General features: G+C 61.6%; 28 protein-coding genes. 15 read left to right on the plus strand and 13 right to left on the minus strand.

Annotated features, from left to right (window positions below; all coding sequences use genetic code 11):
- Window positions 1-19 precede the first annotated feature (19 nt).
- Complete coding sequence (locus RUW20_RS06650) at window positions 20-628, minus strand: lytic transglycosylase domain-containing protein (RefSeq protein ID WP_313951415.1); 609 nt, start codon at window positions 626-628, stop codon at window positions 20-22.
- Window positions 613-2,340, minus strand: coding sequence for a proline--tRNA ligase (locus tag RUW20_RS06655; RefSeq protein ID WP_313951416.1), 1,728 nt, complete (start codon window positions 2,338-2,340; stop codon window positions 613-615). Before RUW20_RS06655 ends, RUW20_RS06650 begins: the two co-directional genes overlap by 16 nt.
- Window positions 2,341-2,777: 437 nt before the next feature.
- Between RUW20_RS06655 and RUW20_RS06660 the strand changes: the two genes are divergently transcribed.
- From RUW20_RS06660 to coq7, 3 genes are read left to right on the plus strand one after another with little or no spacing between them, the layout of a single operon-like run.
- Window positions 2,778-3,323 (plus strand): RNA pyrophosphohydrolase, encoded by a 546-nt coding sequence (locus RUW20_RS06660; RefSeq protein ID WP_313951487.1) that lies wholly within the window; start codon window positions 2,778-2,780, stop codon window positions 3,321-3,323.
- Window positions 3,320-3,883: a CNP1-like family protein gene (locus RUW20_RS06665; protein WP_313951417.1), complete on the plus strand. Its 564-nt coding sequence runs from the start codon at window positions 3,320-3,322 to the stop codon at window positions 3,881-3,883. Before RUW20_RS06660 ends, RUW20_RS06665 begins: the two co-directional genes overlap by 4 nt.
- A 43-nt stretch (window positions 3,884-3,926) precedes the next feature.
- Window positions 3,927-4,550: a 2-polyprenyl-3-methyl-6-methoxy-1,4-benzoquinone monooxygenase gene (gene coq7, locus RUW20_RS06670; protein ID WP_313951418.1), complete on the plus strand. Its 624-nt coding sequence runs from the start codon at window positions 3,927-3,929 to the stop codon at window positions 4,548-4,550.
- A 222-nt stretch (window positions 4,551-4,772) separates the two neighbouring features.
- Here coq7 and RUW20_RS06675 read toward each other — a convergent pair whose 3' ends face one another.
- Both RUW20_RS06675 and RUW20_RS06680 read right to left on the minus strand, forming a co-directional pair.
- Window positions 4,773-5,192 (minus strand): OsmC family protein, encoded by a 420-nt coding sequence (locus RUW20_RS06675; protein WP_313951419.1) that lies wholly within the window; start codon window positions 5,190-5,192, stop codon window positions 4,773-4,775.
- Between the two features lie 37 nt (window positions 5,193-5,229).
- The gene (locus RUW20_RS06680; RefSeq protein WP_313951420.1) at window positions 5,230-5,418 is read right to left on the minus strand and encodes a hypothetical protein; all 189 of its coding nucleotides are present in this window, start codon (window positions 5,416-5,418) and stop codon (window positions 5,230-5,232) included.
- 658 nt (window positions 5,419-6,076) lie between these two features.
- Here RUW20_RS06680 and rplM point away from each other — a divergent pair.
- The 6 genes from rplM (at window position 6,077) to erpA (ending at window position 9,593) form a co-directional block, all read left to right on the plus strand.
- Window positions 6,077-6,505 (plus strand): 50S ribosomal protein L13, encoded by a 429-nt coding sequence (gene rplM / locus RUW20_RS06685; RefSeq protein ID WP_313951421.1) that lies wholly within the window; start codon window positions 6,077-6,079, stop codon window positions 6,503-6,505.
- Between the two features lie 9 nt (window positions 6,506-6,514).
- The gene (gene rpsI, locus RUW20_RS06690) at window positions 6,515-6,907 is read left to right on the plus strand and encodes a 30S ribosomal protein S9 (RefSeq protein WP_313951422.1); all 393 of its coding nucleotides are present in this window, start codon (window positions 6,515-6,517) and stop codon (window positions 6,905-6,907) included.
- 98 nt (window positions 6,908-7,005) lie between these two features.
- The gene (argC, locus tag RUW20_RS06695; RefSeq protein WP_313951423.1) at window positions 7,006-8,034 is read left to right on the plus strand and encodes an N-acetyl-gamma-glutamyl-phosphate reductase; all 1,029 of its coding nucleotides are present in this window, start codon (window positions 7,006-7,008) and stop codon (window positions 8,032-8,034) included.
- A complete protein-coding gene (locus tag RUW20_RS06700; protein WP_313951424.1) occupies window positions 8,010-8,780 on the plus strand; it encodes a DUF6776 family protein in 771 nt (256 codons plus the stop codon). The genes argC and RUW20_RS06700 overlap by 25 nt, the downstream gene beginning before the upstream one ends.
- A 12-nt stretch (window positions 8,781-8,792) precedes the next feature.
- Entirely contained in the window at window positions 8,793-9,194 is a 402-nt protein-coding gene (locus tag RUW20_RS06705) for a polymer-forming cytoskeletal protein (RefSeq protein ID WP_313951425.1), read from the plus strand.
- A gap of 48 nt (window positions 9,195-9,242) precedes the next feature.
- Entirely contained in the window at window positions 9,243-9,593 is a 351-nt protein-coding gene (gene erpA / locus RUW20_RS06710) for an iron-sulfur cluster insertion protein ErpA (RefSeq protein ID WP_046532376.1), read from the plus strand.
- 112 nt (window positions 9,594-9,705) lie between these two features.
- Here erpA and RUW20_RS06715 read toward each other — a convergent pair whose 3' ends face one another.
- From RUW20_RS06715 to RUW20_RS06735, 5 genes are all read right to left on the minus strand, one after another.
- Entirely contained in the window at window positions 9,706-10,353 is a 648-nt protein-coding gene (locus tag RUW20_RS06715) for an MT-A70 family methyltransferase (protein WP_313951426.1), read from the minus strand.
- A 138-nt stretch (window positions 10,354-10,491) separates the two neighbouring features.
- Window positions 10,492-12,210, minus strand: coding sequence for an NAD-binding protein (locus RUW20_RS06720; RefSeq protein ID WP_313951427.1), 1,719 nt, complete (start codon window positions 12,208-12,210; stop codon window positions 10,492-10,494).
- A gap of 13 nt (window positions 12,211-12,223) precedes the next feature.
- Complete coding sequence (locus RUW20_RS06725; RefSeq protein WP_313951428.1) at window positions 12,224-12,607, minus strand: DUF6394 family protein; 384 nt, start codon at window positions 12,605-12,607, stop codon at window positions 12,224-12,226.
- A gap of 146 nt (window positions 12,608-12,753) precedes the next feature.
- Window positions 12,754-15,831, minus strand: a complete 3,078-nt coding sequence (locus RUW20_RS06730; RefSeq protein ID WP_313951429.1) for an efflux RND transporter permease subunit — start codon at window positions 15,829-15,831, stop codon at window positions 12,754-12,756.
- Window positions 15,828-17,012 (minus strand): efflux RND transporter periplasmic adaptor subunit, encoded by a 1,185-nt coding sequence (locus RUW20_RS06735; RefSeq protein ID WP_313951430.1) that lies wholly within the window; start codon window positions 17,010-17,012, stop codon window positions 15,828-15,830. The genes RUW20_RS06730 and RUW20_RS06735 overlap by 4 nt, the downstream gene beginning before the upstream one ends.
- Window positions 17,013-17,413: 401 nt before the next feature.
- Between RUW20_RS06735 and RUW20_RS06740 the strand changes: the two genes are divergently transcribed.
- Window positions 17,414-17,752 carry a hypothetical protein gene (locus RUW20_RS06740; protein ID WP_313951431.1) on the plus strand — a complete coding sequence of 113 codons (339 nt, stop codon included), beginning with the start codon at window positions 17,414-17,416 and terminating at the stop codon, window positions 17,750-17,752.
- Window positions 17,753-17,866: 114 nt separating this feature from the next.
- Here RUW20_RS06740 and purM read toward each other — a convergent pair whose 3' ends face one another.
- Complete coding sequence (gene purM, locus RUW20_RS06745; RefSeq protein ID WP_313951432.1) at window positions 17,867-18,904, minus strand: phosphoribosylformylglycinamidine cyclo-ligase; 1,038 nt, start codon at window positions 18,902-18,904, stop codon at window positions 17,867-17,869.
- A 142-nt stretch (window positions 18,905-19,046) separates the two neighbouring features.
- Between purM and hda the strand changes: the two genes are divergently transcribed.
- The 4 genes from hda to folK all read left to right on the plus strand — a co-directional run bounded on the left by hda (window position 19,047) and on the right by folK (window position 22,451).
- Entirely contained in the window at window positions 19,047-19,703 is a 657-nt protein-coding gene (gene hda / locus RUW20_RS06750) for a DnaA regulatory inactivator Hda (RefSeq protein ID WP_313951433.1), read from the plus strand.
- Window positions 19,704-19,722: 19 nt separating this feature from the next.
- Window positions 19,723-20,388 (plus strand): HAD family hydrolase, encoded by a 666-nt coding sequence (locus RUW20_RS06755; protein ID WP_313951434.1) that lies wholly within the window; start codon window positions 19,723-19,725, stop codon window positions 20,386-20,388.
- Window positions 20,389-20,488: 100 nt separating this feature from the next.
- Window positions 20,489-21,844: a polynucleotide adenylyltransferase PcnB gene (gene pcnB / locus RUW20_RS06760; protein WP_313951435.1), complete on the plus strand. Its 1,356-nt coding sequence runs from the start codon at window positions 20,489-20,491 to the stop codon at window positions 21,842-21,844.
- A 112-nt stretch (window positions 21,845-21,956) separates the two neighbouring features.
- Window positions 21,957-22,451 carry a 2-amino-4-hydroxy-6-hydroxymethyldihydropteridine diphosphokinase gene (gene folK, locus RUW20_RS06765; RefSeq protein WP_313951488.1) on the plus strand — a complete coding sequence of 165 codons (495 nt, stop codon included), beginning with the start codon at window positions 21,957-21,959 and terminating at the stop codon, window positions 22,449-22,451.
- A 192-nt stretch (window positions 22,452-22,643) separates the two neighbouring features.
- On the opposite strand, the gene RUW20_RS06770 is transcribed toward folK, so the two are convergent.
- Together RUW20_RS06770 and RUW20_RS06775 are read right to left on the minus strand one after the other, a co-directional pair.
- Window positions 22,644-23,222 carry a peroxidase-related enzyme gene (locus tag RUW20_RS06770; protein WP_313951436.1) on the minus strand — a complete coding sequence of 193 codons (579 nt, stop codon included), beginning with the start codon at window positions 23,220-23,222 and terminating at the stop codon, window positions 22,644-22,646.
- Window positions 23,223-23,225: 3 nt separating this feature from the next.
- Complete coding sequence (locus RUW20_RS06775; RefSeq protein WP_313951437.1) at window positions 23,226-23,657, minus strand: MaoC family dehydratase; 432 nt, start codon at window positions 23,655-23,657, stop codon at window positions 23,226-23,228.
- Between the two features lie 80 nt (window positions 23,658-23,737).
- On the opposite strand from RUW20_RS06775, the gene RUW20_RS06780 reads away from it, so the two are divergent.
- On the plus strand, window positions 23,738-24,616 hold the full coding sequence (locus RUW20_RS06780; RefSeq protein ID WP_313951438.1) for a dienelactone hydrolase family protein: 879 nt from the start codon (window positions 23,738-23,740) through the stop codon (window positions 24,614-24,616).
- A gap of 21 nt (window positions 24,617-24,637) precedes the next feature.
- On the opposite strand, the gene RUW20_RS06785 is transcribed toward RUW20_RS06780, so the two are convergent.
- A partial coding sequence (locus RUW20_RS06785; RefSeq protein ID WP_409559322.1) for a glycine-rich domain-containing protein occupies window positions 24,638-25,045 on the minus strand: 408 nt, incomplete at its 5' end.

A 25,045-nucleotide genomic window follows, 5' to 3' on the forward strand; every position in this document is an offset into this window, starting at 1 on the left:
ATTTTTCTTCAAGCGCGAGTCAATGCTGGGCGAGCGTGCTCGTGCTGTATTTCCACCGCTGGTGCCAGGCGCCAAGCACGAGATTCGGGTAGGCAGCCTGGCCAAGGCTGCCGTTGTAGCGGCCGAGCGCACGATAAAGGTCGCCGCGTTCGATATCCAGGTAGTGACGAAGAATGGTGCAACCGTAACGCAGATTGGTGCGCAGATGGAACAGGTTGTCGTCGCCGCGCCCGATGAGCTTCACCCAGAAGGGCATTACCTGCATGAAACCGCGCGCGCTGGCGCTCGACACGGCGTATTTCTTGAAGCCGCTTTCAACCTGGATAAGGCCGAGCACCAACTGCGGGTCGAGACCGGCACGCGTCGCTTCGTAATGCACCGAGCGCAGGAAATCGAGGCGCGCCTCGCGGTCAGGTATGCGCTTGGTGAGACGCCCCGACATCTCGGACAGCCAGTCGATGGCGACCATCGAATCCTCAAAAGAACTATGCTCCGGAGCCCGATCGGAAACCGATTGCGACAGCGCCCCACGAACACTGGCCGAAAGGGGTTCGTACTTCTGCGCGCCGCCGTGGGCGGCAAGCGGCGCCAGCAGGAGAAAAAGAACAGTCCCTAGCGCGCGGCGCATAGTCGGGCTTGCAGGAATTGGCCGATCTCGCCGGCCGGCAGCATCTGCGACTCGGTGTCGTCACGGCCCTTGTACTCGAGCGTTCCTGCCGCGAGACCGCGCTCCCCAACGACGACGCGGTGCGGGATGCCGATCAGCTCCATTTCAGCGAACATCACGCCCGGGCGCTCGTTCCGGTCGTCGAGCAGCACGTCGATACCGGCAGCCGTCAGCTCGGCGTAAAGCGCATCAGCCGCCACTTTCACCGCTTCGCTCTTGGCGTAGCCCATGGGGACGATGGCCACCTCGAAGGGAGCGATCGCCGCCGGGAAGGTAATGCCCCGCTGGTCATGCCCCTGCTCGATGGCCGCTCCGACGATACGGGTGACTCCGATACCGTAACAACCCATTTCCATGATCCGGCTCTGACCACTCTCGTCGAGAAAGCTGCATTTGAGCGCCTCGGCGTACTTGGTGCGCAACTGGAAAATGTGGCCGACTTCGATGCCACGACACAGTTCGAGCCGGCCCTTGCCATCGGGCGACGGGTCGCCGGCAACGACATTCCTGAAATCGGCGACGATCTTCGGCTCGGCGACGTCACGCACGAAATTGACGCCGGTCAGGTGAAAACCCGCCTCATTGGCGCCGCAAACGAAATCGGCCATTACCGCGACACTGCGATCGGCAAAGATGAGTACGTCCGCAACACCGACCGGACCGATATACCCAGGCTGGCACCCCAGCGCGGCGACGATTTCGTCTTCCCGCGCAAAGCGGAACTCGCCAAGGAGCTTTTCGGTCTTCAGTTCGTTGAGATTGTGATCGCCGCGCAGCAGGATCAGCGCGAACTGCCCGGCGCTCTCTGCCGAGGCGTTCAAGACGATGGCGATCGCCTTGACCGTGCGGAGCAGCGGAATCGCGAGCAGCGCAGCGACATCCTCGCAAGTGGCGCGGCCCGGCGTCGCGACCTTCTGCAAAGCGCCCACTGCTGGCGCCCGCGCTTCGGACGGGGCAACGGCCTCTGCCAGTTCGACATTCGCCGCGAAATCCGACTCCGGACAATAGGCCAACGCATCCTCGCCAGAGTCCGCAAGGACATGGAATTCGTGCGACCCGGTGCCACCGATCGAACCGGTATCCGCCGCGACGGCACGGAATTTCAGTCCAAGCCGCGTAAAGATACGGCTGTAGGTCGCGAACATGTTGCGGTATTCGCGCTGCAGATCTTCGAAGCTGCTGTGGAAAGAGTAGCCGTCCTTCATCAGGAACTCGCGACCGCGCATGATCCCGAAACGCGGTCGGATCTCGTCGCGGAACTTCACCTGCACCTGATAGAAGTGCAGCGGCAGCTGACGATAGCTCTTCACTTCCTTGCGCACAACGTCGGTAATAACCTCTTCATGGGTCGGACCAATGACAAAATCGCGCTGATGGCGATCCTTGCAGCGCAGCAATTCGGGACCATATTTCTCCCAACGTCCGGATTCCTGCCACAGCTCGGCCGGCTGTACCGCCGGCATCGACACCTCGATCGCCCCTGCTCGATCCATCTCTTCGCGAACGATCTTCTCCACCTTGCGCAGCACGCGCAGCCCGATCGGCATCCATGTGTAGATCCCGCCAGCCAGCCGCTTGATCATCCCGGCGCGCAGCATCAGCTGGTGACTGATGACTTCAGCGTCGGATGGTGCCTCTTTGAGCGTGGACAGAAAAAAAGCGGAACTACGCATGGCAATCAGCTTGAAAAAGATGGAAAGGCCGATTTTACTAGACAGACGGCCAGGCCGCGACGCCAATTGCGCAGAAGTGATGCCGGCGATCAAACTAGGCTGTCGGTCGTTGTCCTCGCTCCTTCAAGCCGCGGACCAATAGCTCAACAGTCGGACCCTGACTACGCTTCTCGCTCGCGAAGCGCTCGAACTTTCGAGCACAACGCCACGACGCACTGCTCAAGCACCCCTTGCCGGAATTCCGAAGGCCAACTGTAGCTTATTGATCTAATTGTGCCAGGCAAGACCACCCCGAGCAGTTGCCTAGCGACGGCGGTTTTTCTGGCCACCTCAGGGCCCAGGGGAATCTACCGGAAAGACAACGCTCACACGCCGCTTTGCAAGGGCTTGGAATTGTGGAAAAATGGGCTCAATCAATCGAAATTCGGGTTCTGGAAATGCTTGACCGTGAAGGCTATCGCCCGAACGTCGGCATCATTCTTTGTAACGCCAAGAACGAAGTGTTCTGGGGCAAGCGTATCCGAGAGCACTCATGGCAGTTTCCGCAAGGCGGCATCATGCGGGGCGAAACGCCCGAACAGGCGATGTACCGTGAGTTGCATGAAGAGGTCGGCTTGCTACCCGAACACGTACTCATTCTTGGTCGCACCAAGGACTGGTTGCGTTACGACGTGCCAACGCATTGGGTGAGACGCGAATGGCGTGGCAGTTACCGGGGGCAAAAACAAATCTGGTTTTTGCTGCGTCTCCTTGGGCGCGACAGCGATGTTTCCTTGCGTGCCTGCGATCATCCCGAGTTCGATGCCTGGCGCTGGAACCACTACTGGGTGTCGCTCGACGCCGTGATCGAGTTCAAGCGCAGGGTATATGAGCAGGCGCTGAACGAACTGGCCCGCTTTCTCAACGCCGATCATCGACGTCCGCGCCGTCCTGCGACACCGGAACGAAGCCACTCGGTTGCCGGGATTGAAGACAAGACATGAATCGCCCCCTGCCTGAGTGCTCCAATCTCCGTCCGCTATCCATCTGGCGCCTTGTACGGTGGCCTCTTTCCCTCCTGTTGCTCTTTCCGTCGATAGCGCTTTCGGCCAGTGAAGACGATCTCGCCACAAAGCGCGGACAGGAAACCGAGGTTCAACTTCCGCCGTTCCCTCAGGCCGAAAATCTGATTCCGTTTGTGGTCAGCGCGATGACCGACAACAAATTCATGATTGACGGCGAATCACTGACGGTCAGCACCGACGGCATCGTGCGCTACACCTTGGTGATCATCAGCTCTGCGGGAGCCCAAAATGTCAGCTACGAAGCTATACGTTGCCCCACCGCCGAGCGTCGGGTCTACGCCTTTGGTCACTCCGCGGACAAGACATGGTCCCGGGCGCGCCGTGATCAGTGGACCCAAATCCAGGAAAGTACTCTCAACCGGCACCACGCAGCGCTTTTTTCCGATTATTTCTGCGCCGTCGGCATCAATCTGCGCGATGCCGACGATGCCCGCCGGTCTCTCCGCTCGAGCGGGAACCGATCGCATTTGCGACCCTAGCGTCGCGGATGCTTGGACTTGAGCCGGAACAGCGCAGGCGCAAATGAATACTGACCGATTTGTCATCGAGTTTGACAAGGCTCTCCGTACACTTTTCGCTCCCGCTCCCACAACTCGCGACGTACCTGGCGGCGAGCAGCCGGAAGCGGTGCTGTCCGAGGAAGAAAGAGCGCATGCAGGCGCCCTGATGCGGGTCAATCACGTTGGCGAGGTCTGCGCACAAGCCCTTTACCAGGGACAAGCGCTCAGCTGTCGGGATCCGGCAGTTCGGCAAACGCTGCAGCAAGCCGCTTACGAAGAAACCGAACACCTGGCCTGGACAGAGCGCCGCCTGGTCGAGTTGCACGGACGCAAGAGCCTGCTGAACCCTCTCTGGTACCTTGGCGCCTTGGCCATCGGGATCGGCGCCGGCAAGCTCGGCGACGACTGGAGTCTCGGCTTCCTCGCCGAGACCGAGAAGCAGGTCGAGGCGCACCTCGACCGTCACCTTGGCGAATTGCCATGGCAGGACCTCAAGTCGCGCGCAATCGTCGAGCAAATGCGAGTCGACGAGATCTCGCACGCCGCAACGGCCGAGCGCCTTGGCGCGCGCGAGCTGCCGGCCGCAGCACGCGTGGCCATGCGGCTGGCTGGGCGTGCCATGACTCGTACCACCTACTACCTCTAATCCAGACACCGCGGTCGGACGGTCCCGATCGTTCGCTCCGGCGAACGGCTGACGAGGGACGGCGAGAACGCCTGTCCGCGCCCGAGCAAAACCAGCAGACGCCCGCCCACAACGCGCGATCAAACACCATGAAGCGGCTCTCCGGAGCGGGTGATCCCGCGACCATGGGTATCAGCGTGGGTTTCCGCAAGCAGCCAGGCAATCCAGGGGCACCTTCTACGACTACCCTTCAACGATTTCGAAATCGTGCGTAATCTCTGCGGTCTTCCTGAGCATGGTCGTCGCCGAGCAGTATTTGTCATGCGATAGCTCAATGGCTCGTGCCACTGCCTCGGGTTTCAGCTGCTTGCCGGTAACGCGAAAGTGAAAGTGGATGCGCGTAAATACCCTGGGCTCGACGTCCGCCCGCTCGGCCTGCATGCTGACTTCGCATCCCTTGATGGCGTGACGCCCTTTTTTCAGAATTAACACTACGTCGAACGCAGCACACCCACCCGTCCCGGCGAGCAACAGCTCCATTGGACGAGGCGCCAGGTTGCGCCCACCCGCTTCCAGCGCTCCATCCATCACCACCGCGTGATTGGTCCCCGTTTCCGCGATAAAGGACATACCCTCCCCGGTCCACTTTACTTTGCACTCCATGCATTTCCCCCTTTTCCTTGACGGGCATGACCAAGCGTCAGACCCCGGTGGTCACGACCTGCGTACAAAACCAATAGTACGTCACGCTTGACGAGCGCAGGCCATCCACGACCGCGAGCTCGGCGCACTGCGTCAGTAATGCAAGCACTTTCACCCTGGCGACCTGCGGCGGCGCAAACCCGGGAACGCCTTCACAGTCAATGCTGCGTTGCAGCATTTCAGTCATTTATCAGCGCTGCCCAGAGGGTTTTTAAAATTACGTATTATGAAACTGATATCCTATACCTTACCCAGTCGCATGATATTACAGGCTTGGTGTATGCCAACAACGAGTTCACCACAGTGTCACAAAAAAATATGGCGCAACGCACAACAAATACTTGACCTTTACAGTAGGAAGAGGCATAATGATTTCAACGTAAGCACTTTGCTACTTGGCTTTTTCGATTTTTTGATTGTCTCCTCCACCCTCCTCCTTTGGTGTGGATTTAGCGCGGCTCTAGCGAGTCGCGCTTTTTTTTGCGCCTTAGCTGAACGCCGCCGGGCTGGCGCACGACTGATGCTCGCAAGAGCGGACCCGAGATTCACACAGGTTCGAGACTGACCGCCCGTTTCCATGCCACTCTTGACCGCCACAAATCACACCGGGCGACAGGAGTGGGCCGCCGTGGCGCTGCTCTACCTTCGCCAATTGGCACGGCGCTGTTTTGCAGCGGTCGAGGGCGTAACGCATGAGCGGCGAAGAACCTCGACTTGCCTGACCGGGATCATGGCTGGAGAATCCCTTCATCGTGCGCCGGTCGAAACTCCGATTGACACAAGTTGCACACTTGCAATACCATGCTGGGCTTTCCGTGATCAGGCAAATAAGGACGGCGTTTTTGATGAAGACTTTCTCCGCCAAGTCACATGAAGTGACACACGAGTGGCTTTTGGTTGATGCCACCGACAAGGTGCTGGGCCGCCTTGCAACCGAGATTGCTCGCCGCCTGCGTGGCAAGCACAAGCCTGAGTTCACCCCCCACGTCGACACCGGCGATTACATCGTCGTCACCAACGTCGAGAAGCTGCGCGTCACCGGCAACAAGGCTGAAGACAAGAAGTACTATCGCCACTCGGGCTACCCCGGCGGTATCTACGAGACGAACTTCACCAAGATGCAGCAGCGTTTTCCGGGCCGCGTCCTTGAGAAAGCCGTCAAGGGCATGCTCCCCAAGGGACCCCTCGGCTATGCAATGCTCAAAAAGATGAAGTGCTACGCGGGCACCACCCATCCGCACGCTGCCCAGCAGCCGAAGGTTCTGGAACTCTAAAGGGTCACTATGGCTGATAATTATTTCTATGGCACGGGTCGGCGGAAGAGCGCCGTGGCGCGTGTTTTCATGAAACGCGGTAGCGGCAGTTTTGTCGTCAATGGCAAGCCGGTCGATGAGTTCTTCTCGCGTGAGACAGGACGTATGATCGTTCGCCAGCCACTTCAGTTGATCGAACAGATCGCTGACTTCGACATCATGGTCAACGTCGGTGGCGGCGGCGAGTCCGGTCAGGCCGGGGCCGTCAGGCACGGGATCACCCGAGCCCTGATCGCCTACGACGACTCGCTAAAGCCCGCACTTTCCAAGGCTGGCTTCGTGACTCGCGATGCTCGTGAGGTTGAGCGCAAGAAAGTCGGTTTTCACAAAGCACGCCGTCGCAAACAGTTCTCGAAGCGATAATCTGCGTCGATCTCGTCACGCAGCCAAAGCCGCCTCCGGGCGGCTTTTGTGTTTTCGCCATGTCGGTACTATGATTGGACGCTGTCCGGGAGTCTCTCATGATCAAAGTTGGAATCGTCGGCGGCACAGGCTACACCGGCGTCGAATTGTTGCGCTTGTTGGCACAGCACCCGCAGGTACAAATCCTTGCTATCACCTCCCGCGGCGAGGCCGGTACGGCGGTCTCAAGCATGTTTCCGAGCTTGCGGCGAAGGCTTGACCTGAAGTTCGAAGATCCGGCCCGCGCGAATCTGACGAGTTGTGATGTGGTGTTCTTCGCCACCCCGAATGGCGTGGCAATGGGACAAGCGCCAGCACTACTAGACGCCGGCGTTCGCGTGATCGACCTGGCAGCGGATTTTCGCCTCAAGAACGTTGCCGACTGGGAGCAGTGGTACGGCATGCAGCACAGTAGCCCGGAGTGGGTGGGCAAGGCCGTCTACGGACTCCCGGAACACGATCGCGCGGCCATCCGTGAGGCTCGCCTGGTGGCCAACCCCGGCTGTTACCCGACGGCAGTGCAACTGGGTTTCATGCCCCTGGTGGAAGCCGGATTGGTTCACCTGGACCATCTCGTCGCCGACGCGAAGTCAGGCGTTTCCGGGGCCGGACGCAAGGCCGAGATCGCCACCCTGTTCGCGGAAGCCGCGGACAATTTCAAGGCTTATGGCGTTTCTGGACATCGACACCTCCCGGAGATCAGGCAAGGCCTGTCGAGAATGGCCACCCATCCGGTCGGTCTGACCTTCGTACCGCATTTGACGCCGATGATTCGAGGAATTCATGCCACGCTCTACGCCAGAATCAAGAGCGAGGCGGACTTTCAGCAACTGTTCGAAGAGCGCTACAGCGACGAGCCCTTCGTTGATGTCCTGCCGCCCGGATCGCATCCCGATACACGCTCCACAAGGGCAGCAAACGTCTGCCGCATGGCGATTCACCGCCCGCAGGGCGGCGACGTTCTAGTTGTGCTGTCGGTTATCGACAACCTCGTCAAGGGTGCGGCTGGCCAAGCGGTGCAGAACATGAACATCATGTTCGGTCTGCCGGAGACTGACGGCCTATGGCAACTGGCGGTGCTTCCCTAAGGCTGAAACGCCTGCGCCAGCGCTTCGGTATCAATGCGCCGAAGCTGGCGGTACGCACGCATTATCCCTGGTACATGCGCGCCATGGCGGTCATTGCCATGCTGGCGATCATCCTGGTACTCGCCGCATGGATCTTCGAAGCCGGCCAGCGGACCGCCACCTTTCAAAGTACTGAGTCGGCGCGGGAGAATCAGTTTCTCAAGGACCGTGTCGTGGAGCTGGACACCGAGTTGACCCGCTTGCGGGACAGCCAGGGCGCCGGCGAGAGCAGTCTGCAGATCGCGCAGGCCACCCAACAACAGCTGACGTTGCAGATCAATGCTCTCGAAGAACAGAATGCAGCTCTCAAACAGGAGCTGGCCTTCTTCGAGGGCCTGATGTCCAGCGCGCAGCCGGGGGGTCGCGAGAGCGGCGTCGCCATAGAGCGCTTGCGGGTGGAGCCCGAAGCAGCTTCGGGGCGATATCGTTACCGGATCCTGATCGTGAACAACAGTGCCGTGAAGCAGACCAAGGAGTTCAAGGGAACGCTCGAGCTTTTGCTCAAGGTACGGCAGGGAAACAAAGATGTTATGATCAGCCTGCCATCGAAGGACGAGCCGCACGCGGGAAATTTTCGGCTCGAGATCAAGTACTATCAGCGGCTTGAAGGCTCCTTCTCGCTACCCCTTGGCGCCACCCTGAAAAGTGTCGAAGCACGCGTTTTTAGGGACGGCCAGCTTCGAGCGCGGCAGTCACTGGCACTCTAGAGAGGGACTTTGATGTTCGGTCGGACGAAGAGCAACGCCGTGCAGAGTCGTATCGACAGCCTGATCGGTGCGGGCACCCGTCTCGACGGAGACCTGAGTTTCAGCGGAGGCCTGCGAGTCGACGGAGAAGTACACGGGAGCATCACCAGCGATGAAGCACAACCCGGGACCCTCGTGATCAGCGAGCAGGCGATTGTTGAGGGAAAGATCTCGGTGTCGCACGCGGTGATCAACGGCACCGTCCTCGGGCCGATCGTGGCGACCGGCTCCCTGGAACTCCTCCCCAATGCACGTGTCACAGGGGATGTTGAGTACCATCAGATCGAAATTCAGTTGGGAGCGGTTGTCGAAGGACGTCTGGTGCATCAGGCAGGCGGCAGAGCGCACGAACTCAAACTGGCTTCAAGTAGCTGACCCCCTATTGTCAGCCATCTCAGATATCAGATTCAGGAGGATAAAGTAATGAATGCAGCAACCGAAATGCCCATGCCCTTTGTATTCACCGACAATGCGGCCGGCAAGGTGAAGGAGTTGATCGAGGATGAAGGCAATCCGGATTTGAAGCTGCGAGTGTTCGTGACAGGAGGCGGATGCTCTGGGTTCCAGTACGGATTCACCTTCGATGAGGTGGCTAACGACGACGATACGGCCCTGCAGAAAAACGGGGTGACCTTGCTGGTAGACCCGATGAGCTATCAATACCTTGTTGGCGCCGAAATCGACTACACGGAAGGACTCGAGGGTTCGCAGTTCGTGATCAAGAACCCGAACGCATCGACGACCTGCGGTTGCGGTTCGTCGTTCTCGGTCTGAGTCCAAGGTAGAACTTCGCACATCGCTCCGGCTGGGCTGGCCTTGCCGGAGCGTCGGAAAACTGTGCGTAGGCAGCAAGCCCCCGGACTCGGATTTGTACGCCAGCTGGCTGTTAGTCGTCAGAGCTGTCCGGTAGCAGCTGCAGTTGACGCGTGTCCTGCCGCCTCCTCGACGGGGCATGAACCGGTGCCTCCTCCGGCACCTCGTTGCCCCACTGCCTCCAGTTCGGCTGTTTGCGACGCGCGAAAAGTTCGAGATACGGCCCGGGGCTGCACTGTTCGATGATTGGGTAGAGTTCGTCGGGCTTCCGCGAGTGCTCTCGTTTCCGTGATTGCAGGTAGTTGACCTGCCGCCGGCCGGGAGCCAGGGTCCGCAAGCGGCCGCGGACACCGAACAGGACCAGTTCGGTGACGTTGCGAAAATAAAAACCGACGCCACGTCCATCAGAGCCGCCGTCCTTGCGAATCTTGTGCCAGACGAGGTTGCTCTTGTAGCTGAATCCCCATGCATGCAGTACATCGAGTCCTTCGGCAAGCAGGGCATTCGGTACCCACAAGTAGAGATGCGCTTGGTCGTTGGCTACACTCGCCACCGGGATCGCCTTGATATCATCGAGGGACAACGTGGTGTAGCGCGACAAGCGTTTGTGTTCGGGTGCCACTTTCCCGGTCCGATTCATGAACTGCCACGGCGGATCGGCGAGGATCGTCCCGAAGCGTCCCTGCACGGCGGCACGAAAGTCGTCGGCTGCCTGACTCATCGTTGTTCTCCCGCAAAAACCATTTTTTCACTACGCGCGGCAAGCCATCGCGTCGGACTGTCCGGCACCCCGGGATGCCAACTCGGCCGGAGCCCGCAACTTGGCACCGGTCGAAGGCGCTCGACGCCGCATCTTCGCCTACTGCGCGGCACGACCGCTGGCCCGCCTCGCGGGGCTCAGTAATCGCCACAAGAAACCTTGCGCGTCATGCCCAGTAAGAACGTAGTCGAGCACGTTCCGGTTATCGAGCGAAAGGTTTTGCGCCACTTTGGCCGATCTCGTGCCGGCAAACAACAGTTCGTCACCCACCTTCAGCAGGGTCTCGTCAGTTGGCAGCTCCTGATCGCGTCCGTCGCGCACCAGCAGCAGCGGCAACAGCGGCAGCAAGCGCTCGCGATCAGTGGGATCTCGCCGCAAGGCTGCCAGTTCCATCGTCAGCGGCTCCAGCAGCAGCAACTGGTGCACCGCCGGGGCGTCTGCCGCATCCAGACGCACGCTCCAGACCAGCGGCACGCGGTGGATGCAAAGCTCCTCGATCTGTTTGGCTACCCTTGCTGCCCGCGCATCCGGCCACGACCGAACGTGGCGGAGAAAGCGGGGCAACAAGGGCGAAGTAATCAGCGCCATGCACTCGCGCGCCACAATCCGTGACGGGACCATCGTGAAATCGGCATCGTAAGCGTCAAACAGGACCTCGTTTGCCACCCGGTTCTGACGAACGACGACGAAGAGATTCGGATTGAGTTCCTTGGCAGTCATCGCGATCGAGAGGTTGTTGGTGTCGTTGTCGCCACCGGCAACGACACCCACTGCAGTTTCTATCCCCGCCTGTCGCAGAGGCTCGGCTTCCATGCCGTGACCGACGATGTGACGAACGTTCACTGGCAGATGCTGCTCTGGAGCGATCACCGTCAAGCTGACCCCTTGGCGGTCCAGATTACGCACTACCGCCTGCCCGAAGAGGCCATAGCCACAGACCACCCAGTCGCCGACCGGCGGATCGTGTCGTTCGGGAACTTCATGACCTGGCAGGCCGGTGAGCAAATCGACCAGGCGGAACCAGTTCGGCGACTGAATCGCCTGGGCCAGGTAGTCGGCAAATTTCTCGAAGTGATTGACGACGTAGTGGGTACCGAAAGACATCATGTTGCGCTCGACCGCCGGACTTGCGACACGGGCCACTATCATCAGGCCCGGGTTGACCAGCCGGCTGGCAATCGCCACCGCAAGATTGCACGAATCATCGTCGGTAATCGCCAGGACGCCGCGACAGCTGCGGTGCTTCAAACCAGCCAGGAGCAGGTTCTGTGGCTGTGCCGCATCGGCACACACCACCAGAATGTCGGCGGCGAAATCTTCCAGTTCGAGTTCCTGAATACGCGCATGGTCGCGCTCGATGGCAACTATCCGGATGCCGCTTCGATCAAGTGCGCGCGCGATCAGCAACCCGGTTTCACCGCAACCACAGATGATGTAGAACGGCTCGCCGAGATGCTTGACCCGGCGTGCAAAACGGCCGCTAAGCAACACCTGCTGGAAACCCTTGTCCTGGACCAGCGCCAGCAGGCTGATGATCGAGTAGGACCAGCCGATCACCGATAGAAAGATGCACACCGTGACCCACATGCGCTGGGCGTCGGAAAATGCGCCAGGGATCTCGCCAAAGCCGATCGTACTGGCCGTATAGCTGACGAAATAGAAGGCGTGAAAGAAGCTCATCGGCGGCGCCGGCTGAGCTTGCGCGTCAACGCCAGGAATCAGCGTCAAGCCGAGCGTAGACACCGCATAGATGACAATCAGCACGATCAACGGCGCCCGCATCCGCCGCAGGGCAAGGAAGAAGATGCTGCTGTTCATCCCGGCGTCGCCATCAGCGTCGTAACATCACGGTTTCCGCAATCAACAGCACCAGCGAAACGACGTTGGCCAGCAAAGCGCCACCACTCAGTGAAACAACGCTGGTGGTGACATCAGGGGACATGCCCTCCCCGGTCACATGTACCGCGATGGCCCACACGCAGGCTGCCGCAACCAGTTGCAGGTCCGCCACCAGGCTGGTGGACAAGTGCACCGCACCGATCTGCGTCCGGTCGCCGAATTTCAGGACCGTGGCAATCAGGTTGACGACGATGGCAGCGAACAGCTCATAGATGTGATGGTGTATCGGGTTATCGATGTCACCGATGAAGAAGCCGAAGTTCAGCGTCGCGGCGAGAACGATAAAGAAACCGAAAACGACTTTTTCGAGGTTCATGCGCACCGTCTCCAGACCAAGCCCTGCGGTCGCGCGATCGGCGACCAGCATAGCTCGGGAGCATACTCGCCTGTGCTCGGAAAGGAAACCGGCGGCCACTCCGCCGCCGGGGGTCACCCGAGCGTGATGCCCGGGTGCAAGCCACTTCAGCCTGGCAGGACGGTGGCCGGAACCGGTTCACCCCCGACTGACTTCCGCCTCGCCAGCAGGGTATAGACCGTCGGTACGACAAACAGGGTGAAGAAAGTGCCGAGGAGCAGACCACCGACGATCACCCAGCCGATCTGCTGGCGACTCTCCGCTCCCGCACCGCCGGCCAGAGCCAGCGGCACCGTGCCCAGCACCATCGCGCCGGTAGTCATCAGAATCGGCCGTAGTCGCAATTCCGAAGCCTCTATCACCGCCTGCCGCAGCTCCCGCCCCTGCTCCTGCAACTGGTTGGCGAACTCGACGATCAAGATACCGTGTTTGGTGATCAGACCGACCAGCGTCACCAGGCCGATCTGGCTGTAAACGTTGAGCGTGCCCCCACTGAGCAACAACGCCAGCAAGGCCCCGGTCATCGACAGCGGTACCGTCAGCATGATGATGAAGGGATCTCGGAAGCTCTCGAACTGGGCAGCGAGAACCAGATAGATGAAGGCCAGCGCCAGCACGAAGGTAAGTGCCAACGACGACGACGAGAGCTTGAACTCGCGCGACTGGCCAGCATAGTCGACCGCGTAGCCAGCCGGCAGAACCCGCCCGGCAGCCTCTTCCAGGAAGCTCAGCGCGTCACCCATGGCGTAACCTGGCGTCAGGTTGGCGGTGATGGTCACTGCCCGGCGCTGGCCGAAATGGTTGAGTTCGCGCGGACTGACCGTTTCCTCGACGGTCAGTAGATTGGCCAGCGGGATCATGCTGCCATCCCTGGCACGGACGAAGATGTCGCGAATGTCGGAAGGTGTTGCGCGATCCACATCGGCCACCTGAACGATCACGTCGTACTGCTCGCCTTCACGCTTGAAACGGGTTACCTGGCGGCCGCCGAGCATCGTTTCCAGGGTCCGGCCGACGGTCTCGATCTGGACACCGGTATCGGAAGATTTGTCGCGATTGACCAGCACCGACAGCTCCGGTTTATTCAGTTTGAGGTCGGTGTCGACGTTGGTAAACCCCGGATTCTTCGCAACCTCATCGAGGATCTTGCCCGTCATCTGCGCCAGCTCGGCGTACGACGCAGAGGTCAGGATGACGAAGTTGATCGGCCGTTCGCGCGGGCTCTGGCCCAGTGACGGCGGCTGCACCGGGAACGCCAACACGCCGGGAATACCCATGAACTTCGGAAACAACTCCTTGACCACCGCGCCGGAGCTCCGCTGGCGTTCGTTCCAGTCGGTCAGACCGACGAAGGAGATTCCCTGACTGACGGTCGGGTTGCCGGCAACGACGAAATAGCGCTCGACGTCCGGGGTATTGGCGTAGATGGTCTCGAGCTGGCGAGCGTATTTGTCCGTATAGTCAAGCGTCGCCCCTTCCGGCGCCAGAAAAACGCCAAGAATGATGCCGCGATCTTCGATCGGCGCCAGTTCAGACTTCAACGCCTTGAGCAGAAAAACGTTTGCCCCCGCGACCACCACGAACACCAGCATCACCAACCAGCGCCGTGCCAGGGCGACGGTCAGCACCCGGCGATAGCCGCGGGTCAGCCCGTTCAGCAGGTTCTCCACCCAGACATAGGCCGTGCCATGCCGCGTGTCATGTTTCAGCAGCAGCGAGCACATCATCGGCGACAGGGTCAGCGCGACGAAGCCCGAGACCAGCACGGCGCCGGCCAGCGTCAGCGCAAACTCGACAAACAACTTGCCGGTGCGACCGGTCATGAAAGCCACCGGGGCGTACACCGCGGCCAGCGTGATGGTCATCGCAACGACCGCGAAACCGATCTCCTGCGCGCCCTGCAGTGCCGCCTGACGCCTTGGCATGCCTTGCTCGATATGTCGGTAGATGTTCTCGAGGACGACGATGGAGTCGTCGACGACCAGACCAATGGCCAGCACCAGCGCCAGCAGGGTCAAGGTGTTGATGGTGAAACCGAGCATCAGCATCAGCGCGAAGGCGCCGATCAGGGACACCGGAATGGTCACCAGCGGGATCAGCGTCGCCCGCAAGTTGCGCAGGAACAGAAAAATGATCAGCAGAACCAGGAGCATCGCCTCTCCGATGGTCTCGAATACCGCGTCGATCGAGCGATCAATGAACACCGACGAGTCATAGGCGATGTTCACCGTCATGCCCTCCGGTAATTCGCTGATCACCTTCGGCAGTTCGGCGCGCAGCGCGCGCGACAGCTCGAGCGGATTGGCCGTCGCCTGCTTGATGACCCCCAGGGCGACCGCCGGCAGACCCTTGAAGCGGACGCTGCTGCGTTCGGATGCCGCGCCGAGTTCGACCCGGCCGAGGTCGGCGATACGCACCGGGTAACTGCCCTTGCCATCAGTGGTCTGCTTGACGATGATCTCTGCAAACTGCGCCGGCTCCGAGAGATCGGTCCTGGCGACCACCGAGAACTCACGACTTGCGCTTTCGATACGGCCCGCTGGCACCTCGACGTTCTGCCGGCGCAAGGCATCCTCGACGTCCTGCGGCGTCAGGTTGAAGGCCGCCAGACGGTCGCGATCGAGCCAGATACGCATGGCGAAGCGGCGCTCGCCGAAAATCCGCACATCGGCGGCGCCCGGCAGCGTCTGCAGGCGCGGCTTGACGATTCGGTTGGCGACGTCGGTAACTTCCAGTGCCGAGTGCTGGTCGGACGAGAAAGCCAGCCAGATGATCGGGTTGGCGTCCGCTTCGACCTTGGCAATCACCGGTTCGTCGACGGCGGTCGGTAGCTTGTTGCGGACCCGAGACACCCGGTCGCGGACGTCCGCAGCTGCCGAGTCCGGGTTGCGCTCAAGCTTGAAGCGCACCGAGATCTGGCTGTTCTCCTGCCGCGAGATCGAGGTAATCACATCGACTCCCTCGATACCGGCCAGCGAATCTTCGAGCGGCTTGCTGATCTGCGACTCGACGATCTCGGCAGACGCTCCGCGATAGGTCGTATCGACGGTCACCACCGGCTCATCGATCTTCGGGTATTCCCGCACCGGCAGGCGCGTGTACGAGACCAGCCCGATCAGCATGATCGCCAGCGACATCACCGTCGCAAAGACCGGCCGACGGATACACAGATCGGAGATTCTCATTTGCCGGCACCGGAGCGACCGGCAGACTTGCTATCGGGCACTGCCGGCTCTCCTCCGGGCATGGCCTCGCCGACCGGACGCACCAGCGCCCCATCGCGCAGCTTGAGCTGACCGGCTGTGACAATCTCGTCGCCGTCACTCAGGCCTTCGACCACCTCGACCCGGCCATCGCGGCGCAAACCGGTCTTTATTTGCACGCGTTGCGCCTTGCCGTCGACCACGCGATAGACGTAGGGTGCCTTGCTGTCCGGGACCACGGCCTGTTCGGGAATCAGCAGCACGTCATTGCGACGCTCGAATATCAGGCGCACGCGGACGAACATGCCGGGACGCAGATGCCGCTCATCGTTTGGCAGATGAGCGCGCAAGGAAATGGCGCGACCACTGGCCTCGACCAGCGGATTGATCGCGTCGAGAACCGCCGAAAAGTTCTGGCCGGGCAGTGCGTCGCTCGTGACTTCCAGGCGCTGGCCGGGGCTGAGCTGGCTGAGGTAGGATTCCGGCAAGCGAAAATCGACCTTCAGGATTGCGATATCCTCGATATTGACCAGTTCCTGCCCCTCCTTGACGTAGTCGCCCACACTCAAGTTGCGGATGCCGATCACACCGGAAAACGGCGCCCGCAGACGGGTCTTGTCGAACCTCGCCTGGGCCAGGGCCAGCGCAGCGTCCTGAACCTTCAGCGCCGCCCCGGTGTTATCAAGGGCCTGCCCGCTGATGAATTTCTTCGCAAAGAGATCCTGAGTACGCTGGTAATTGGCCTGCGCCAGCGCCAGATTGGCTTTCGCCTGAGCGACCTCGGCGGCCTGCGTCGCAGCGTCCAGTTCCACCAACAGCGAGCCCTTGTTGACCGCGATGCCATCCTTGAAGTTTATCGAAGCAATACGACCGGCAATCTCGGGGCGCAGGACGACCGACTCGTTCGAGCGCAACGAGCCGACTGCCGTCGCATCGACAGCGAGTTCGGAAGCCACCACCCGGGAAGTCTCGACCGGCACCGGAAAACCCCCCGGTGGTCCGGGACGCGCGGCGCCGGCCGACTTGGCCGCACCACCGGCGGAACCAGCTGCCATCGTCGGGCCGCCTGGCTCACGAAAACCCGTATAGGCGAAGTAGCCAAGCGCAACAAGCCCTATGATGGCCACGGCCAGTACCAGAAATCGATTTTTCCTGCTCGACATGACGCTCCACATCCCCCGCCACAGCGAGTTAAAAAAACAGCGATCAAAGCTGCCAAACGCAAGCAACCGGCAGGCGGCGAAGTGTACCGAAGCCGGCCCGAACCGGAAACCCCGAACCTGGCGCCCTGATCGTCAGCACATGCGCGGACATCGCTGGGCGCCATATGACCCCGGTCAGTAGGCCGCATTGTCGAACAAGCCCATCACCAGGCGCCCAGCAGACCGAGCCGGAGCTGGCAGCGGGACAAGAGGCGTAGCCAGCACGCCAATCTGCACCCGTTTCAGCTCCTGACCGCGCAGTGCTAACATTCTGCCAGCAGTTTGTCGTAAACTCGATTACCCGCCGCTCGCTCGTGGCGGCGCAAGCTGTTTGTAGCGGCCACTTGAACGGGAGTAGGCCCATGAGGATTCCGGCTGAACTGGTACCGCCAATATCCCCCGTCGCCAACGTCAGCAGAGAATCCGACGACGTCCGTAAGGTAGAGCCGGTCAACGGCGTGACCGGTCTGCGCAGCGCTGTTTCTGCGCCACCGCAGGACCAGTCACCACCGCCCGGGGAGCGCAGCTCACAGCCCCCCCCAGCCACAACCGCCATCGCCCAGCCGGAAAAGCCAACGGTAGCGGTCGAGCGCCGGCAGAAGGAACGCCGTTCGGAAAAACGGCCAACCCTGCTCGATACGCGCTCAAAAAGGGGGCGTCGACAGTTCACCGGGGATGGCAAGATCAACATCAAGGTCTGACCGGCCGGTGACCCATTGCACGCAACACCGCAAACACGACCTGCGGAAAACCGCTCCGAGCCTGCTACGACCGTTGCCTTGAGCCCGGGCTAAAACAGCTGCCGGGCGAAGATCTCAGACAACGATGGTTGGCGCTTCGCCTTCGCTGCACTGCGAGATACTGCCGATGACCACTGCCGGCTCGCCGGCGTCACCCAGGATCTGCAACGCCTGCTGTACGCTCTCGCGGGCAACGACGACGACCATGCCGATACCGCAGTTGAAGACACGGTGCATCTCGCTGTCGGCAACACCACCCTCCTCCTGCAGCCAGTCGAACAGCTTGGGGCGTTGCCACGCCGCCTGGGCGATCTCGGCCTTGACCCCAGCCGGCAGGATGCGCGGGACGTTGCCGGTCAGGCCACCGCCGGTGATGTGGGCCATGCCCTTGACCGGCAGCGCCTTCATCAGCGCCAGCAGCGGCTTGACGTAGATGCGCGTCGGCGCCATGACCGCGTCGGCCAGCGTCTGCTCACCATCGAAGTGTGCGTTAAGATCAGCACCCGAACGGGCGACGATCTTGCGTAGCAGAGAGTAGCCGTTGGAATGCGCTCCCGATGACGGCAGTCCGAGCAGGACGTCTCCGGGCGTGATCGTCGACCCGTCGATGATCGCCGACTTCTCGACGACGCCGACCGCAAACCCCGCCAGATCGTACTCGCCTTCAGGATACATCCCGGGCATCTCCGCCGTCTCGCCGCCGATCAGCGCACAGCCGGCCTGCTCGCAACCGCCGGCGATGCCCTTCACGACGCGCGCGGCGACGGCCACGTCGAGCTTGCCGCAAGCCAGATAATCGAGGAAGAACAGCGGCTCGGCGCCTTGCACGAGAATGTCGTTCACGCTCATCGCCACCAGGTCGATACCGATGGTGTCGTGACGCTGCAACTGAAAAGCCAGGCGAAGCTTGGTGCCGACGCCGTCGGTACCCGACACCAGTACCGGCTCGCGATAGTTCTTGGGCACCTCGAACAAGGCGCCAAAGCCGCCGATGCCGCCAAGTACACCCTGGCGAAGCGTTTTTCGCGCAAAAGGCTTGATTCGTTCGACAAGTTCGTCGCCGGCATCGATATCGACACCGGCGTCGCGATAAGAGAGAGATTCCTGAGTCATCTGGTGCGTATCCCGAGCAAGGCTGGCGAAGGCCTCATGGTGGTAGAATGGACCACTCTGATCGCCTGACCCCGAATCTTATCCGAAATGGCCCTCCCGCGTGCTGATCGCGCCGCAAGCGCCGGCCTTTGAACCACCGCCGATGCGCCAGTTAGTCCTTGACCTGCTGCCGGAAACCCGGCCCAGCCTCGACAATTTTGTCGCCGGCAGCAACGGTGAAGCGCTGACCGGATTGGCGGCGTGGCTCGAACCCACGAACCGCGAATCGCTGTTCTTTCTCTGGGGTGACGCGGGTGCCGGGAAGTCGCATTTGCTGCAGGCCTGCCCGGCGCTATACAGCGATGCGCGGCTGGACCCCGATCTGTCGGCCCTCACGCCGGATGGTGATTTCCGCGCCGTCGACAACGTCGAAGCACTCAGCGACCGGGGACAGATCACCCTCTTCAACCTGATCAATCGCCTGCGCGACAACTCCGGGCGTCTGCTCGCGGCGGCCAGCGTGCCGCCGCTACACCTCGCCCTGCGCGAGGATCTGCGCACCCGGCTGGGTAGTGGCCTGCTGTACCGGCTGCAGCCATTGAGCGATGCCGAAAAGCTGGCGGCGCTGGCCGATCAGGCCAGCGCCCGTGGCCTGGTCCTGCCGCCGGAAGCATTCAGCTACCTTTTTTCCCGTGCCCCGCGCGACATGCGTAGCCTGGCGTCCTTGCTGATCGTCATCGACCGATACTCGCTCGAGCAGAAGCGTCCGATCACCCTGCCGCTGCTGCGCGAGGTCCTGCAGACTTCACTGAAACTCTGACTTGCCCGAAACCACGACCATGGATCTTGCCCTCTTCGACCTCGACAACACCCTGATCGCTGGTGACAGCGACTTTGAATGGGCGCAGTTCCTGATCGCCAAAGGGATTCTCGACCGCGACCTGTACGAAGCGAGGAACGTCGAGTTCTACGAGCAATACAAGGCCGGCACACTCGACATCGATGTTTTTCTCGATTTCCAGTTGCAGCCGCTGGCGCGCTACCCGCGCAGTGTTCTCGACGCCTGGCTCCTGGAGTTCATGAGCAGACACATCCTGCCGATCGTCGGTGGCAAGGCGCGGACGCTGGTCAGGGAGCACCTGGATGGCGGCGCGCTGTGCGCCATCGTCACCGCCACCAACAGCTTCGTCACCGCACCGGTTGCCCGCGAGTTGGGCGTTGCGCATCTGATCGCCACCATACCGGCTCAGGAAAACGGCCAGTTCACGGGCCAGCCACGCGGCACCCCCTCGTTCCGCGAAGGCAAGATCATCCGGGTCGAGGCCTGGCTCGAAGCCATGGGACTGTGGTGGGGCAGTTTCGAGCGCAGCTGGTTCTACAGCGACTCGCAGAACGACCTGCCCCTGCTGTCCAGGGTCAGCAATCCCGTCGCCGTCGACCCTGACCCGACCTTACGCGCCCACGCCGAAAGCACTGGCTGGCCGATACTGAGCCTCCTGGGCTGACGCGGATGGGCGACCGATCAATGTGGACAGGTGCAATATCGGCTATCATGCCGCGCCGCAGTGTCACATCCCCAGAAGCTACAGAAACCGGACACCATTGATGATCCGCAAGTTCATATCCCGCGTTCTCGGACGGAAAAACCCCGCCAACCGGGCAGAACCAGCGATCATCGCCGTCGGTCAGCATGGTCTGAAGCGCGACGAGATCAGCCGTGGCTGCCGACACACCGTCGAATCACTGCAGGAGAGCGGCTACCAGGCTTACATCGTCGGTGGTGCCGTTCGCGACCTGCTCGCCGGCCTGACACCGAAAGACTTCGACGTCGCCACCAACGCCACTCCCGAGCAGGTGCGTCAATGCTTCCGTCGCTCGCGGATCATTGGCCGCCGCTTCCAGATCGTGCACGTCAACGTGGGCTCGGAAACCATTGAAGTGACCACTTTCCGTGGTCACCACAGCGACAACGGCAGCAGCAAGGGACAAACCGACGAGCAGGGCCGCCTACTCCGCGACAACGTCTTCGGTAGCCAGTCGGAAGACGCCGCGCGCCGCGATTTCACGGTCAACGCGCTCTACTACGACCCGGCGTCCGAAACCATCGTCGACTACCACCACGGTGTCGCGGACCTGCAACAGAAAACCCTGCGCATGATCGGCGACCCGAAGACGCGCTACCGTGAAGACCCTGTACGCATGCTGCGTGCCGTGCGTCTGGCGGCCAAGCTCGGCCTGTCAATCGACCCGGCGGCCAGGCGACCGATCCGCGAGATGGCCGAGCTGATCGACAACGTGCCACCCTCCCGCCTGTTTGACGAGATGCTCAAGCTGCTCACCTCGGGCCACGCCGTGCGCTGCATTACGCAACTGCGTGAAGAAGGACTGCACAACGGCCTGCTGCCGCTGCTCGACGTGATTCTCGAACAGCCACTCGGCGAACGTTTCGTCATGCTCGCGTTGGAGGCGACCGATCGTCGCGTCGCCGAGGGCAAACCGATCTCTCCCGGTTTCCTTTTCGCCACCCTGCTCTGGCACGAGGTGCTGGCGAAATGGGACCTGCTCAAGGGCAAGGGCGAACCGCCAATGCCGGCGCTTTTCCTGGCCATGGACGAAGTCCTGCACGTGCAGGCCGGAAAACTCGCCATCACCCGCCGTATTGCTGGCGATATCAAGGACATCTGGGCTTTGCAGCCGCGCTTCGAGCAGCGCTCCGGCAAGCGGCCCTACGGCATTCTGCAACAGCCGCGCTTCAAAGCGGGCTACGACTTCCTGCTGCTGCGAGCCGAATCAGGCGAAGTAGACGAGGCGATGAGCGTGTGGTGGACCGAATTCCTCTATGGCAGCGACGAGGCTCGAGCTGCCATGTTGTTGCCACCACAACCCGGTGAAGCAAGAAAGCGCCGCCGCCGTCGGCGCCCCTCGGGCGATGCTGGGCAGACCCCCGGCGTTGCCGAATGACTCTCGGCCAGCGGCCCGCTACCCGGCCAACCCGGGACCATGGCTGCCGGTGATTCGAAACAGCGCAGGAGCGTCGACGCCGCCGGCTGCGCACGCCTCGCCAACCCGCCAGGTGCCGGGCGCCCCACACCTGGCTTTCGTCGCCCTGGGCGCTAATCTTGCGGATCCCATGGCGCAGGTGTGCGCCGCCAGCGAGGCGCTGGCCACCGTGCCCGACTCCCGATTGCTCCACCGTTCCTCGCTTTATCGCACGGCACCGGTCGGCATCCGTGGCCAAGCCGATTTCATCAATGCCGTTGCCGCGCTGGAGACCCGGCTCGAACCTCAGCAACTTCTCGACGCCTTGTTCGTCATCGAACGTCACTTTGGTCGGCGCCGCGATTATCACCATGCGCCGCGCACGCTGGACCTCGACCTGCTGCTGTACGACAGCGTGATCGTCGACAGCGAGAGCCTGTGCTTGCCGCACCCACGCATGCACCTACGCGCCTTTGTCATCGCGCCCTTACTCGAGCTTGCACCGCAGGCACTCATTCCCGGGCGCGGTCAGGCTGCCGCCTGGTTACCGGCAGTCAGCATGCAACGGATCGAGCGGCTGACCGAATAGCCCTCGGCTGGTCGGCCGTTGATCGACACTGAGCCACCCCATCTCCTACCGCGCGCGAGCCTGCTTCAATCGGGGCCGCTCGTCCAGTGCCATCAAACGTGTTACGTGCACTTGATTGGCGTGGTGGCCGAAGTGGGTGGAAGGTCTCGTCCCTGCCACTCGCGTCAGCAACACGGTTTTTGTCTTGTTCACTCAGGACATCGCCGTGCGCCCCATCAGGAAGAACTCGTCGTTCGGCCGCATCGACGTCATGTTCGCCAGTCGGTTCGACATCGCGAAAAACGCCGCTACCGCACCGATGTCCCAGATGTCCTGATCCGCAAAGCCGTGTTCGCGCAAGACCGAGAAATCGGCATCGCCAACCTCCTGCGCATGCAGCGATACCTTCAGCGCGAAGTCGAGCATGGCACTCTGCCGCGCCGTGATGTCCGCCTTGCGGTAATTGACCGCCACCTGGTCGGCGATCAACGGATTTTTGGCGCGCACGCGCAGGATCGCGCCGTGGGCGACGACACAGTACTGGCATTGATTGGCCCCGCTGGTAGTCACCACGATCATCTCGCGCTCCGCCTTGCTCAACCCGCTGTCCTTTTCCATCAGCGCATCGTGATAGGCGAAGAAAGCGCGGAACTCGTCCGGTCGATGGGCCAGGGTGAGAAAGACGTTGGGGACGAAGCCCGCCTTCTCCTGTACCGCAAGGATGCGGTGGCGAACGTCCTCCGGCAGCTCGTCGAGCGCCGGAACCGGAAAACGACTGATGGCCTTGTCCATGGCTCAGCCCTCGCCGGCGGTGCAGTAAAGCGTCGACTCGCCTTCGATCACCGTCTTGCCGTTCACGCTGCAGACCGAATCCATCGTGCAGCGCCGCCTGGCGACATTGACTTCGCGAACGGTCACCGTCGCGGTCACCGTATCGCCAATCCTCACCGGCGCCTTGAACTTGAGCGTCTGTCCGAGATAGACGGTCCCCGGCCCGGGCAGCTTGTTGGCCAGTACGGCAGAAATGAAACCAGCCGACAGCATGCCGTGCGCGATGCGACCGCCAAACTGCGTGGTCTTGGCCCATTCTTCGTTGAGATGCATCGGGTTGATGTCGGTCGAGATACCGGCGAAGAGGACGATATCCGCTTCGCTGACCGTTTTGGCAATGCTCGCGCTCATGCCGGGTTGCAGATCTTCGATGTTGTAGCCGCCAAGTGAATTCATCGCTCTCTCCATGGTCAGACGTGGTTGATTTGCTGCATGATACACAATCCAAAAAACCCCTGCTTTGACAAGGATAACCCGTGACCGCCAATGCCGACTTCGACAGTCTCGTTCCAGCCATTCCGTTCAGCCGCCGCAGTTTCATCGTCACCACGCTGGGCGCCGGCTTTGCCCTGGCGGTGCACCCGGTGGCCGCGCAGACGGTGATCACTACCGACGCCAGCGGCCTCAGCGCCGGGGAGATCACGATCAGCAAGGCCGATGGCGCAATGCCGGCCTATCGCGCGCAGCCGGCCAAGGGCAGCGGCTGGCCGGTGATTCTGGTGGTGCAGGAGATCTTTGGCGTTCACGAACATATCAAGGACGTCTGCCGCCGCTTGGCCAAGCTCGGCTACCAGGCGATCGCCCCCGAGCTCTACGCGCGACAAGGCAACCCGCAGCAGTACAGCAGTGTGGACGAACTGCTCAGCAAGGTGGTGAGCAAGGTGCCCGACGCGCAGGTGATGGCCGATCTCGACGCTTGCGTCGTCTGGGCCAAGGCCAATGGCGGCGACACTGGGCGATTGGGCATCACCGGTTTTTGCTGGGGCGGGCGAATCACCTGGCTGTATACAGCGCACAATCCACAGGTCAAGGCCGGCGTCGCCTGGTACGGCAAGCTAGTCGGCCAGGCCAACGAGCTGACCCCAAATCAACCGCTCGACATCGCCGGCAAGCTGTTCGGGCCGGTGCTGGGCTTGTACGGCGGCGCCGACCAGGGCATCCCGCTGGAAACTATCGAGCAGATGCGTAAAGCCCTTGCCCTGGCGCCCAGTCAGGCCAGCAGGGCGTCGACCATCCATGTCTACGAGGGCGTGCCGCACGCCTTTCATGCCGACTACCGGCCCAGCTACCGCAAGCAAGCGGCGGAGGACGGCTGGCGGCGCCTGCAGGCGTGGTTCAGGAAACACGGCGTCTGATCGTTGCCGTCGGCGGCAGCGTCAATCGCCGCCGCAGCCACCCCCACCACCACAACCGTCGCCACAGGAATCTCCACCATCGCTATCGCTACCGCCGCCGCTACAGCCGCCACCGCAACCGATATGGCCCGCACAGAAGGGCGCGCCGGCACCCACTTTCGCGGCCGCAAGACAATCGAGTTGATAGCCGAAGCCGCCGCTGATGCCCAGCATGGCGTCGAGGGCGAAGAGCAGCGGCAGTGATTGCGGCGCCTGTGGGTTGATCGCCTGACGTTTGCACGACAGTCGCCAGGCACGCTTGATGCCGTCCTGGGCGTCGGTCGGCTGGCGCATCGCTTCGGCCGGCGTATGGTGCAGGAAGCGGCCCAACCCACGGTCGCAAAACTGCTGGTACTGGCGGGTGAACAGGATGAACTCGTGCCAGGCATC

It is taken from the genome of Accumulibacter sp. (assembly GCF_032229525.1).
Taxonomy (GTDB): Bacteria; Pseudomonadota; Gammaproteobacteria; order Burkholderiales; family Rhodocyclaceae; genus Accumulibacter.